The organism is Anaerobacillus sp. ABD4_527 (assembly GCF_056160805.1).
In genome coordinates, this window is sequence record NZ_JBSWXZ010000001.1 from 1,232,588 (window position 1) to 1,245,415 (window position 12,828).

The following is a 12,828-nucleotide window of genomic DNA, read 5'->3' on the forward strand; positions in this document are numbered from 1 at the left end:
CTTGTCCGGAGGGGTTATGTCATTGGATTTGTACAGAAACGAGGTAAAACACCAACAAAAAAACCGGCACGATGGCCGGTTTCTTATGAACGCATTCCGAAGAATTTCTTTACTTTTGTAAACACGCCTTTCTCTTCTTGAAGAGAGAGAAGGGGCACAGATTCACCAAGAATTCTTCGAGCGATATTGCGATATGCGATAGAAGCTTTCGAACTTGGGTCGAGTGCGATGGGCTCTCCTTTGTTGGAGGCACGGATAACGGTATCATCATCACCGACAATTCCTAATAGATCGATTGCGAGGATCGACACGATCTCATCCACATCGAGCATCTCACCACTCTGCATCATGTGGTTTCGAATGCGGTTTACAACAAGCTTTGGTGCTTCGATGCCTTCCTCTTTTTCAAGAAGTCCGATAATACGGTCAGCATCGCGTACCGCAGATGTTTCCGGTGTTGTTACTACAACAGACTTATCTGCTCCAGCAATCGCATTTTGAAATCCTTGTTCGATTCCCGCAGGACAATCGATAAGAACATAATCATAATCTTGCTTCAATTCTTCAATGATCTTCTTCATTTCCTTCGGCTGCACGGCCGACTTATCCTTCGTCTGAGCGGCAGGCAACATATACAGCGCTTCAAAACGTTTGTCTTTGATCAAAGCTTGATGAAGTCGGCATCTGCCTTCAGCGACATCGACGAGATCATAGATAATTCTATTTTCAAGCCCCATCACGACATCTAAATTTCGAAGGCCGATATCCGTATCAACTAGACATACCTTTTTGCCCATTAGTGCAAGAGCTGTTCCGATGTTTGCTGTAGTCGTGGTTTTCCCCACGCCTCCTTTTCCGGAAGTGATTACTATAGCGTCTCCCACACAACATTCCCCTTTCTGTCTACAACCTTGTCAAATTCGGTCTAATTTTAGTTAGTATTTGAACGCGATCTACGCTAATTTCAGTACCCTCTTTAATGTATGCGCATTCTGCTTCTGCATCTGTAATGCCTGATTGATCAGGTGGTCTGCTAATTAAATCTGCTATTCGTAGTTGGGAAGGTTTTAATAAAGACGCCGTGATAACTGAATCCGTATTGCCGTAAGCTCCAGCATGAGCGATTCCTCGTAGTGTTCCAATTACGAAGATATTACCCCCAGCCATCACAGTACCGCCCGGATTAACATCTCCTATTAAAAGTAAATCTCCTTCTACTTCTAAAATTTGGCCTGAACGGACAGTTCTTGCGACGGACTTAACAGTCGTCCGCTTCCTTTCTTCTTCCGCCTCATCACGAGAAATAACATTGGAATCGATTCGATCAACTTCAAGATTTTGTTTGGATTGAATAAGATCTCGTAGCGTTTCTTCCTGTTCATCCGTCAAATATCGATTTCCTACTTTGATGGTAACAGTGATCGTATGTCCTTCCGTTTGTTGTATATGACGTGCGGAAAGTTTGTCATCAAGATCATTTATGACATCACGAAAGGCGCAAGAATCATCTAATATTAAATTCAAGCCATCTTTCGTACCTTTTATCGTGACATAATGCTGTGATTGTTTTTGTGCCATAGCCAATTTCATTCACCTCAACATAGAATATTTCAACGTAGCTAGAGGAAAATCCTCTTTTCGGCCTAATTTTCTTGTCTACGGCTTTCCGACAATTCTTCCAGCAAACGCTTCACAGGAAAGTAAACAATGAGCATAAAAATACCATTCAAGATCAAAGAGGGCAAATAACGGTCATGGATGAAAGAGTTAAATGAAAGGTTCGTAATGTTAATTAACGAAAACAGTTCATAAACATAGAACTCCAACATAGTAAAGCCTAGTAAAACAAGTACAAGCGAAATAAACCAATTTAGTTGGAACACCTTCGCAAGATATCCAATTATGTATGCGCTGACTGCAATTCCAAACATATACACACCGACAAGATCAGTGTAAATCAAATCATGTAGTAATCCGAAGATCACTCCAAAGATTACTCCGAACATAGGAGATAAATACATACCTACCAAAAGCACAACAACTGTTACAAACCTCGGGATCAGCTGAAACGCTAAATCATACTGCTCTGGTGCAAAGACTTGAAATACGGTCCCCTCAATGAGGAAAAGAACGAAGAGCGTTCCAGATAGAAGAAGCTGCTTCATTCTTCATCACCTTCTTCAGATGAAGGCGTAACCGTTTGTGCTCCTCTGTCGATGACCATCACGTTGTTGATATCGTACAAATCAGCTGCAGGTTTAACGTAAGCAGTCTGAGTTGTTCCTACGTTATCCGTTTCTACATCCATGATTTCACCGATCACGATTCCTCTTGGGAAGATACCACCATTTCCTGCAGTGATCACAGTTTGGCCCTTTTTCACTTTTGTATCGACCGGAATCTTTGCAAAGATCAACATGTCTTTTTCGGAGTCAAACCCTTCGATCGTACCGAATACATTCTTATCTTCCTGCGTCATCGCAGCGATTCGGTTTGTTCGGTCCACATCACTTACAAGCTGAACAGTCGAAGAAAACGGCTGTACATTTTTAATTTTTCCGATCAAGCCCTTTGGTGTTGTCACAGCCATATTCGCTTCTACACCATCTTGCTTACCCTTATCGATCGTCAATAAATCATTCCACCGATCTGGTGAACGCGCGATCATATTCGCATGGAATGTTTGATAGTTAGATATGCCAGTTGCGGGATCGATATTCAACTCATTTTTGAGCTCAGCATTTTCCTGCTTTACTTCTTTCAGCTCTTCAGAAAGTGCAACAAATTCATTCAATCTAGATTTCAAGAGTTTGTTTTCTTCATACATATCTTTCATTTCTCCAACACTCTCAAATAAACCCGCTACTGAATTAGCGGGTTTATAGAAGACTGATTGAAGCCAACCAACTGAATCTTTGAAGAATTGTTCTGGTATCGTCAAAGCATCTCTTTCTTTCATTGAGGTACCGATAAGTGCCACAAGAACGATAATACTGACAAGTAGAACAATTAGTCTTTTATTGGAAAAAAATTGCGGCATGCCTTACAACACCTTCTAACTACTTCTGTTTTGAGGATCGGGACGTAATCCCAGCTCTTGATTTGAACAGATGAATATTTTCAAGTGCACGACCCGTTCCGATCGCTACACACTCTAGTGGGTTTTCAGCTACGATGACAGGCATCTTCGTTTCATCACTGATCACCTGATCAAGGTTTCGAAGCAATGCGCCTCCACCTGTCAGAACGATGCCACGATCCATAATGTCAGCTGCAAGCTCTGGCGGCGTTTTTTCAAGGGTTACTTTTACAGCTTCGATGATGCTGTTGACCGTATCGTTAAGTGCCCCAGAAACCTCTTCTGCTGAAACGCTGATCGTTTTAGGTAAACCTGTCACAAGGTCACGTCCACGGATATCCATCGCTTCGATTCCCTCTGTTGAGCCAGCAGACCCGATTTCAAGTTTCAATTGCTCTGCAGTTCTCTCACCGATCATAAGGTTATACGTCTTTTTGATGTATTGGATGATGGACTCGTCCATCTCATCTCCAGCGATGCGGATCGATTCGCTCGTAACGATCCCACCAAGAGAAATAATCGCAACTTCTGTTGTTCCTCCACCGATATCTACGACCATGCTTCCTGTAGGTTCCCACACAGGAAGATCAGCACCGATCGCCGCTGCGAATGGTTCTTCAATCGTGTACGGCTCGCGTGCTCCCGCTTGACGAGTCGCATCTTCAACTGCACGCTTTTCAACCGCTGTGATTCCAGAAGGTACGCATACCATCACATTTGGTTTACGTGCAAACACAGAACGATTCTTCTGAGCTTGTTTAATAAAATATTTAAGCATCGTCGCTGTTGTTTCAAAATCTGCGATAACGCCGTCCTTCATCGGTCTTAGGGCTACGATATTTCCAGGCGTACGTCCGATCATATTCTTTGCATCATTACCGACAGCTTCGATTGAACCTGTATCCGTACGAAGCGCTACTACAGACGGCTCACGTACAACTACTCCCTTGCCTTTCACATAAGCCAGCGTATTCGCTGTACCTAAATCTATACCCATATCTCTTGAAAATCCACCAAACATTTATGTTAAATCTCCCTTCAGTTCAAGCAAAACTCATAAATATGATTATACTGCATCAGTATTGAAAACGGTAGTGGGAAAACGTGTCATAACGAGATGTTTTACACATACCCTTTTTCTTTTAAACTAATAAACTTTTGATCCCCAATAATAATATGATCGAGCACATCGATGCCAATCATCTTTCCACACTCAGCTAGCCTTTTCGTGACCTCGATATCTTCACGACTAGGTGTCGGATCACCGCTCGGATGATTATGAAAACAGATGAGCGATGCAGCTGATCGACGAAACGCTTCTCTAAACACTTCCCTCGGATGAACGATCGAAGCATTCAAGCTGCCAACGAAGACTGTTTTTCTATGTAAAACTTGGTTCTTCGTATTTAAATAAAGGCAAACAAAATGCTCTTGTGATAAAAATCGCATATCTTCCATCACGTAGTTCGCACCATCTTCAGGTGAGCGTACTGTGTAGCGTTCCTCTTGCTGCAGACGACTTACACGCCTTCCAAGCTCGATTGCAGCCATAAGCTGAACCGCTTTTGCAGGTCCTACACCGTTTAAAGAAGTCAATTCCTCAATGCTCGCATCCTTCAAAAGGCGCAACCCCTCGAAATGTTGGATGATGCGATGAGATAATTCAAGGACAGACTCCTGCTTCGTACCTGTTCTAAGGATAATAGCAAGGAGTTCCTGATTTGATAATACCTCTGAACCACCCTTCATCAGACGCTCCCTCGGGCGTTCGTCTTCTGGGTAGTCACGAATTAATAGTGGTGTTTTTAACAACACGCTTCCTCCCTGGATTCATCTATCTGTCTGACTTATGCTGAATCTCTGGAACAATTCCAAAAGCCGCGAGTTCACGCAGCGTTCTAGAAATAGGAAGCCCAACCACGCTATAATAGTCTCCTTGAATGCATTTAACAAAGGCGGCACCGAAGCCCTGAATCCCATAAGCTCCCGCTTTATCGTAAGGCTCGTCAGTATCAAGGTACTGAGTGATCTCACTATCCGTTAATGTCCAGAACGTAACGTCAGTCGCAACAGAAAAGCTGGACTGCTGACCTTCTGATAAGATTGACACACCTGAATAAACCGTGTGTGTACGGCCTGAAAGAGCCGTAAGCATCTGCCTCGCATGCTCGCGGTTATCCGGCTTTACCAACACATCACCATCAAGTGTGACGACTGTATCAGATCCTAATACGACTGCATCCTGGGTTCTGTTAAACACTTCACTCGCTTTGCCATAAGCAAGTTGTTCTACGAGTTCAGCTGGTGTAACAGAAAGTGAGATGTGCTCTTCAAAGCGACTTACGATTATATCAAAAGTGAGGTTCATTTGCTCAAGAAGTTCTTTTCTTCGCGGAGACCCTGAGGCTAATACGAGGTGCTTCATGTATACCACCCTTTTTTTGTAAATGATTCACAAGTGGGAAAAGGGCTTGATAACAGCTTATCAAATCCCTTTTCTTTCCACAATTTAAAATTTGACGTTCCTTTACAATTTTCGTGTGTTTCCGTCATTGTATGTGCATAAGAAAGCATTTTATTTCCAATATCATTAATTTTATATGATTAGCTACCCCTTTATCCTACATTTAAATCCTTTACTCCGCAAACACATGCTTATTTAAGGCTATCAACCAACTCCTGATATGACACGAGTGCATCTAGTAAATGCTGCTGTGCTAACCAAAGAGACGAGATCGTTTCATTAGAGGTGTACGCCTTCATCTCATTAAGAGCACCGTTCAATGAGGTGACTAGCTCCTCTCCTCCTCCTTTTGTCCACCCGTCTATGTCTGGGGTCTTCTCACTCCATTCGGTTAACCTGCCGTCTGCGTTCTTAAGCATCTCATCCGTTAGCTCTTCATCAGTTAAACCATTTAGATCCATAACTACCAGCTGTTCAATAAATTCTTTTCCTTCTTTTAAATGAGAAGCACCTTCCTCTGATACATTTATGTCATCCGCATTGATGCTCCATTCTTTTGCGTAAACGTCCTCTCCTTTGTTTTCAAAATAACCAGCGAGTGCGTTCTGACCTTCCGTCGTTTGAGATACGCCGATCAGTAAATAATAGTTATCACTATTAATAATTGCTGCCGGAAAGCCATTATCCTTAAGTCTCTGCTGGAATTCTAGCGCAGATTCTTCTGTACTGTAAACGCCTGACTGAACAACTTTAAGATTTAATGACAGCTCTTCTGTATTTACATTTGCCGCTTTAGGAGATACCTCTGTCGCACTTCCACTTACCGGTGCAGCATTCTCATTTCCTGAGAACACCATCAATAAGATGAACCCGAACATCACACCTAGGAATACTGCTGAGGCAACTGAAATCATGACATTTTTGTGGATGACCATAGGTTTTGAGGCTATCCTTTGCTTCTTCTTTTTCCTTCGTAGTGGCAGCATATGCTTTTGTTTTTTCTCGCTAGGTTTCTTTTTTTGAAGCTGAAGCTTCTTTAAGTCGACCACCTTTTTCGAATCTCTTCGCTCAGGAAGAATCCACTCAAATTCCTTCTCCTCAGCAGCTGCGCTTTCTTCTTTATGCAGTTCAGGATTGCAATCCTTGTTCTCACCATTAAAACGAATCGAAATGGTCCTACCATCTTTCATATCGTTACCCCCTCATTAGCGGCTTGTACTATAGTCTATGAAATGGGGAGATTTGCTAGAACAGGAGTTACTAGATTTGTTTCAAAGCATAAAAAAGAGCCGCCAGTTCGGCAGCTAGATCATTCTTTTATTCTGAAGCAGATTCTTTCTCATCTTCTTCCTCTTCAACCGTTTCATACAATGGATTATCTTTATCGGAAGGCTCAGGATAATCGATGGAAGGCGTTTGTTCGGCAAGATCAGTTAATGTAGGGATGTAAAAGGTTGCGACATTCGCAATATAGGCGACATCTAAGTTCTCTTCATCTGCAGGAAGAACCGATTCGGATTTTCCAGAAAACGTTAGTCCGCTAATAAGTGCCATTCGAGGCAATTCTTCGATCGAGAGAAGAAATTTTCTTAAAGAAGGGTAGTTGTCAGAAGTCATCTCCATACTTACGTCTACCGCTTGAATACCTTCTGGGAGAGCTACAGCTGGTTCCTCTAGAACATCCGCTTCTTCTGTGCTTTCTTCAGTAGCTTCCTCTTCATCTTCCTCCGAAAATTCTTCAGTGTTCAGTACATCATCAACAAAGTCCAGTTGATGGATGCTGCTTTTTGATACAAGCTCGGCGCGATTCAAGTCGAGTATAAATTGATCGACCAACGGTTTAACGGGAACTTTACGCTGTAAGAGCGTCGTGTCGAACGCATCGACCTTTTGTTCTTCTTTCGCCTGAAGAAGTTCGATAAGTTCTTCGTTCTGTTCAACCTGTCTTTCCAACCTGTTCACTTCTTGCTTTTTAGGGGAAACACTATAGAAGTAAAACATCGTTACACCGAGAACCAGGATCAGTAGACCGACTAATGTTAAGAGATTTCGCGTACGATTATCCATCGGTCTCCTCCTTTTCCGCTCTTAGGTTTTCTTTGTTAATAACGATTTCATAATCCGTTACGTACCTCGGTAAAATTCTGCTGTCTTCTTCCGTTTCTTCGGTTAACTGAGCCGTTTGCACGGTAAGAACACTCGCTGACGTCACATTAACAGATTCGTTCAAAGCATTTAAGTATTGAGAAACTTCCTTCATCTGATCGAATTGAACGGTCACTGTCACAGTTTCATCACCATCAAAAGCATATTCCATGAAAAATCCACGTTCAGGAAGTCTAGCTACTAGATCATCTAACAGTTTTACCGTTGAAAACTCAATCGAATCTAGCCAAGTAACATACTGTTGTAACGTATCCGCAGAGCTAACGATTTCAGAATCGTTCCCTTGCATAACAGTTAAGAGCTCGTTCGAACGCTCAAGCTTTTGTTCCAGCTCAGCTTGCTCATTCTTCAATTGATTCGCGTTGACTAGCAAAATAATAAAGGCAATTACTAATACCGTAGCAACAGAGATAGGAATATAAATAAAAGAAAAAGATCTTCTTGTTTTTTTAGGGAGTAAATTAATCTCGATCAGCATCACTGCACCCCTTCAAAGCAAGACCCATAGCGGTATAATATTTCATCGGCAACACGAGTCCATCTTCATCTTTGATTTCACTTTTCGTTTCGCCCTTAACTGGTATCGCTAACGTTTCTTCTAACCGTAAGTTAAGAAGATCGATTTCAGGAAAATCGCCTGATAGGAAAACCGATTGTATCGTTTTTCCACTCCTATTCATCGAATAATAGTAGAAGTTGATGACTCGCTCGATCTCTGCAATGCTTTCTTCTATTTTTTCCTGTAATTCATCACGTTCTCCTGACCATCTTAAACTTTCAGATCTCCTTGAAGTTGAATGAACTTCCCACATCGAATAAGGGGTATCCATTAAGATTTGCCGTATGAATGCAGGTTGATGATTATAGAAAACGCTAACGTTCATCGACTGAATGCCTGCATGGATAACGAGCGTAGGTTCATATTGATCGATGAGTCCATGGTGATGATAGAGTCGATATAAAGATAGAGCCGTCACATCCGCAGCCTCTGGACGTAGGGATACTGATTCTAATAGAGTTGATATGTCAGTTACGATACTCTCTGGTGCAGCAAACAATAAAATCTCTTTATGTTCATCTGTTGTTCGTACAAGCTCATAATCAAATACCGCTTCGCTAAATGGAAGTTTGATACTCGAACCCATTTCTAAGTAAAGGTGTCCCTTTATTTCATCATCTGAGACAGTAAGCGGAATCTTTTCATTTCGAAGCACCATATAGGTATCAGGAACGAGGAACTGTACTTTTTTCTTTTTTATTCCCCACTCTTCCACACATTCTACGAGGATATCTTTCAGCGTATCGCGTTCTACGATCTTACCGTTTTTTATAATGTCTTCAGGTAAGAACCGTTCGTAATACGTACGAAGTGACATGTCCCCTTTATTGATCTCAACCATACGGATTACGTGATCATACAGGGCAAGGCTAATTTGTTTTGTCTGAGGCTTCAATCCCAAAAAGTTCATTCATCTTTCCCCCTGTCACTACAGAAAACTAATATACCAATCTATGATTTTGTCTGAGTAAAAATATGTGAGTAGAGCACCGAGCGCGATCGATGGGCCGAACGGAATAGGCTGCTTTCGCTTCGCCTTACCCGTTGCAATAGCTCCAATTCCTAAAATCGTCCCAAATAAGGTAGAGAAAAAGAAAACGATCAACAGATCTTGATATCCAAAAACGAGCCCGAGTACGGCGAAAAGCTTGATGTCTCCACCTCCCATCCCACCTCTACTCACGATAGCGATGAGGAGCAATAGACAGAAACCAAGCGCAGCACCTACAAAAGGACTGTACCATGGCGTCATCGGTACAAAAATTCGTGCCAGAATAAAGTAAGCGCCAAAGAAAAGCAGCACTTTATCAGGAATCAGCATGTACGTGAGATCCGAAACAAAGATGATGATCAAGAGTGATATGAGTCCATATGAGATAAGCAACTCTTTTGACCATCCCACCAGGAGCGGTGCGATCGTAAAAAGACATGCCGTTGTGAGTTCAACACCGGCATATAGTGGAGAAACCTTAGCTGAACAGCCTCTGCATCTCCCTTTTTGTATAAGATAAGAAAACACCGGTATTAACTCGATCGGTGTGAGCACGCGTTGACAAGATGCACATGACGACCCAGGAGTAACGATCGAACGCTTCACAGGTATCCTTAGTCCCACAACATTAAAAAATGACCCCAGTACAAGGCCAACTATGAATAAATAACTATGTAATACGACCCCCATACGTTCCATCCTCTATCGAAAAGTGTAGTAAATGCTTAAAATCGGTTTTTAATAAGGAGATAACCCTCCGAGGGAGGGTTATCTAGAATAATATACTTAATCATCAGTTGATGGAGTAGTTGTGGTTCCATCAAGGTTTACACTATTTCTGTCTAAATCAGAAACCGCTACATCATTAATATAGGTTCCTTCTGTTCCTATTAACGTAACTTTGTAGACCTGTTCATTAGTTGAAGAATTAACACTATAGTCTACTTTTGAAGAATCTTCTTTGTACTCGCCTTGATTTCCTGGAGACTCTGGAATACCTTCTAAGTACCCTTTACTAATCAGCGTTTCCATAGTAAATGATTTTGTTCCATCTCCGTCTTGTGCAATTGCCATCCTAGCCGCACTTGCCATCTGCTCAGCGTTTGCAATATGAGCATCTGTCTTAGAATTATCGATCAAAGAACCAATCGCCGGTATTGCAATCGCAGCAATAATACCAAGAATAACAATAACAACTAAAAGCTCGATCAACGTTAAACCTTTTTCATTTTTCAAAAAGCGTTTTAACATCCAATTTCCCCCTAAAATAATAATAGTTAAGTATAAGAACAATGATGTCTAAAACTAGTAACCTTCTTCTACCCCACGTTGTTGTAGATCTCAAACATCGGAACGATGATAGACAGTACGATTACACCTACGATCGCTGCTAGAAACACAATCATTAGCGGTTCAATCAATGCTTTCAACCGATCTGTTGCGTTTTCTACCTCATCTTCATAAAAGTCTGCTACTTTCGCAAGCATCGCGTCTAGTGAACCTGATTCTTCTCCAATCGCAATCATTTGCGTAACGAGTGGCGGGAAGATCCAGTGCTGCTTGAACGGCTCTGTTAACCGCTTCCCTTGTTCAAGCGATGTTCTAGATTCACGCAATACTCTGACCACCACCTCATTCCCTACAACTTTTTCCACAATCGAAATCGACTGCAGAATGGGGACCGAGCTCGAGAATAGCGAGCTTAATGTTCGCGTCATCTGCGCCATCGTCGCTTTCTGTAAAATCTTCCCGAATATCGGTGTTTTAAGTATAGCATAATCAAAATAATACTTACTAGATGGTTTATTACGAATTATAGAAATAAATCCTAATATTAACAATAAAACCAAAATTAACAACCACCAGAAAACTTGAACAAATTCACTGGCGCCGAGTACTACTTTAGTAATGGCAGGCAATTCGCCTCCTAAATCGTTCAACATAGACGCAAATGAAGGCACGACTGAGGCTAACAAGAAGATGACTACTCCGACTGCTATCAAACCAACAATCACCGGATATGTCATTGCAGAAATAACCTTCTGCCTCGTTTTATGTTGCTTCTCATAATACACCGCAAGTCGATCCAGCACGTTATCCAGACTTCCACTTACTTCTCCTGCGTAGATCATGTTAATAAACATTGGTGGAAAAACCTTTTTGTGTTTTGCGGCAGATTGAGAGAATGGGTTTCCTCCCCTGAGCTCGATCTCCACGTCTTGAAGCGCGTGTTTTAACGCTTTACTCTCCGTTTGCTGAGCTAGTATGCCTGTTGAGTCTACGATTGAAACCCCAGCTCGTAGCAAGGTTGCGAATTGACGCAGGTATACGACAAAATCCCTAAGCTTTACAGGATTTCCGATCGTGATGTCTTTCGCTAGAAGTGACGGCTCAACTTCTTGAATCTCCATCACCGCAATACCTTTGTCTTTTAGCTGCAGGATCACGTCTCGCTTCGATGCACCTGTTAAATTGCCTTTCTTTACTCTGCCGTTCATAGTTTTACCAACATATTGAAATTGGCTCATAGCCATTATTCCCCCTGTAAATAAGGATCAGCAGCTTCTTTTGATATCACACCGCTTTTGATCAGGGTTCTGATCGAACTCGATAACTCTACCATTCCTGTCGATTTGCTAGTTTGTAATACATTCGGAATTTGATAAACTTTGCTATCACGAATTAAGTTCGCGATTGCCGGATTGTTTACAAGCACTTCAAAAGCAGGCCTTCGAGATTTTTTATCAACTGTCGGAAACAACCGTTGAGAAATGATCCCGACGAGCACCGAAGCGAGCTGAATGCGAATCTGCGGCTGCTGGCTAGGAGGAAAGACATCGATGATTCGATCCACCGTCGCGCCAGCGTTACTTGTATGTAGCGTACCAAACACAAGGTGACCCGTTTCTGCAGCTGTTACTGCTGTTTGGATCGTTTCAAGGTCACGAAGCTCTCCTACAAGTACAACGTCAGGGTCCTGACGGAGCGCTGCCCGTAGGCCGCTTGCAAAACTTTTAACATCAGCCCCGATCTCCCGTTGATCAATGACACAGTTGCGATGCTTATGAAGGTATTCGATCGGATCTTCCAGTGTGATGACATGCTTTTGAACAGTGTGATTTAAGAAGTTAATCGCTGAAGCAAGGGTCGTAGACTTCCCTGACCCTGTTGGCCCAGTTACTAAGATCAACCCTTGAGGTTTCAGCGAGAGCTTCTTAATAATTTCTGGAGCATGGATGCTCTCTAGAGAAGGAATGACAGACGGAACGACACGAATGGCGAGACTGATGCTTGTCCTTTGATGGAAAGCATTGATCCTGAACCTTGAAACGCCTTTTAAACTATACGAAAAATCTAAATCTCCATTTTCTTTGAACGTTGCCCATTGTTCTTTTGGTATCAATAGCCTCGCCATCTCTTCAGTTGTGCTTGGCTCAAGCGGTTCACTTCCATAACGCTTCAAATCACCATGAATCCTTAGGATAGGAGGAACTCCGATCGTTAAGTGGACATCGGAGGCCCCTAGCTTACATGCTGCCCGTAATAGCTTATCCATTTGCTCTTTCATA

At 42.3% G+C, this 12,828-nt stretch carries 15 protein-coding genes; all 15 read right to left on the reverse strand.

Features of this window, described 5'->3' with window-relative positions:
- Positions 1 to 83: 83 nt before the first annotated feature.
- Positions 84 to 884 carry a septum site-determining protein MinD gene (gene minD, locus ACXAHI_RS06575; RefSeq protein WP_474846834.1) on the reverse strand — a complete coding sequence of 267 codons (801 nt, stop codon included), beginning with the start codon at positions 882 to 884 and terminating at the stop codon, positions 84 to 86.
- Between the two features lie 19 nt (positions 885 to 903).
- Positions 904 to 1,578: a septum site-determining protein MinC gene (minC, locus tag ACXAHI_RS06580; protein WP_474848097.1), complete on the reverse strand. Its 675-nt coding sequence runs from the start codon at positions 1,576 to 1,578 to the stop codon at positions 904 to 906.
- A 65-nt stretch (positions 1,579 to 1,643) separates the two neighbouring features.
- Positions 1,644 to 2,165, reverse strand: coding sequence for a rod shape-determining protein MreD (mreD, locus tag ACXAHI_RS06585; RefSeq protein WP_474846836.1), 522 nt, complete (start codon positions 2,163 to 2,165; stop codon positions 1,644 to 1,646).
- Entirely contained in the window at positions 2,162 to 3,040 is an 879-nt protein-coding gene (mreC, locus tag ACXAHI_RS06590; RefSeq protein WP_474846838.1) for a rod shape-determining protein MreC, read from the reverse strand. The genes mreD and mreC overlap by 4 nt, the downstream gene beginning before the upstream one ends.
- Before the next feature lie 19 nt (positions 3,041 to 3,059).
- Positions 3,060 to 4,100 (reverse strand): rod shape-determining protein, encoded by a 1,041-nt coding sequence (locus ACXAHI_RS06595; RefSeq protein ID WP_270179450.1) that lies wholly within the window; start codon positions 4,098 to 4,100, stop codon positions 3,060 to 3,062.
- Positions 4,101 to 4,201: 101 nt separating this feature from the next.
- Positions 4,202 to 4,891 carry a RadC family protein gene (radC, locus tag ACXAHI_RS06600; protein ID WP_474846840.1) on the reverse strand — a complete coding sequence of 230 codons (690 nt, stop codon included), beginning with the start codon at positions 4,889 to 4,891 and terminating at the stop codon, positions 4,202 to 4,204.
- A gap of 22 nt (positions 4,892 to 4,913) precedes the next feature.
- Positions 4,914 to 5,504, reverse strand: a complete 591-nt coding sequence (locus ACXAHI_RS06605) for a Maf family protein (protein ID WP_474846842.1) — start codon at positions 5,502 to 5,504, stop codon at positions 4,914 to 4,916.
- 230 nt (positions 5,505 to 5,734) lie between these two features.
- A complete protein-coding gene (locus ACXAHI_RS06610; protein WP_474846844.1) occupies positions 5,735 to 6,733 on the reverse strand; it encodes a hypothetical protein in 999 nt (332 codons plus the stop codon).
- A gap of 127 nt (positions 6,734 to 6,860) precedes the next feature.
- Positions 6,861 to 7,610, reverse strand: coding sequence for a hypothetical protein (locus tag ACXAHI_RS06615; protein WP_474846846.1), 750 nt, complete (start codon positions 7,608 to 7,610; stop codon positions 6,861 to 6,863).
- Positions 7,603 to 8,187: a hypothetical protein gene (locus tag ACXAHI_RS06620; RefSeq protein WP_474846848.1), complete on the reverse strand. Its 585-nt coding sequence runs from the start codon at positions 8,185 to 8,187 to the stop codon at positions 7,603 to 7,605. The genes ACXAHI_RS06615 and ACXAHI_RS06620 overlap by 8 nt, the downstream gene beginning before the upstream one ends.
- The gene (pilM, locus tag ACXAHI_RS06625; protein ID WP_474846850.1) at positions 8,171 to 9,178 is read right to left on the reverse strand and encodes a type IV pilus biogenesis protein PilM; all 1,008 of its coding nucleotides are present in this window, start codon (positions 9,176 to 9,178) and stop codon (positions 8,171 to 8,173) included. The genes ACXAHI_RS06620 and pilM overlap by 17 nt, the downstream gene beginning before the upstream one ends.
- Positions 9,179 to 9,196: 18 nt before the next feature.
- Positions 9,197 to 9,949, reverse strand: a complete 753-nt coding sequence (locus tag ACXAHI_RS06630; protein WP_474846852.1) for a prepilin peptidase — start codon at positions 9,947 to 9,949, stop codon at positions 9,197 to 9,199.
- A 96-nt stretch (positions 9,950 to 10,045) separates the two neighbouring features.
- Positions 10,046 to 10,510, reverse strand: a complete 465-nt coding sequence (locus ACXAHI_RS06635) for a prepilin-type N-terminal cleavage/methylation domain-containing protein (protein WP_474846854.1) — start codon at positions 10,508 to 10,510, stop codon at positions 10,046 to 10,048.
- A gap of 68 nt (positions 10,511 to 10,578) precedes the next feature.
- On the reverse strand, positions 10,579 to 11,787 hold the full coding sequence (locus ACXAHI_RS06640; protein WP_474846856.1) for a type II secretion system F family protein: 1,209 nt from the start codon (positions 11,785 to 11,787) through the stop codon (positions 10,579 to 10,581).
- Between the two features lie 5 nt (positions 11,788 to 11,792).
- A complete protein-coding gene (locus ACXAHI_RS06645) occupies positions 11,793 to 12,827 on the reverse strand; it encodes a type IV pilus twitching motility protein PilT (RefSeq protein WP_474846858.1) in 1,035 nt (344 codons plus the stop codon).
- Between the last annotated feature and the right edge of the window lies 1 nt (position 12,828).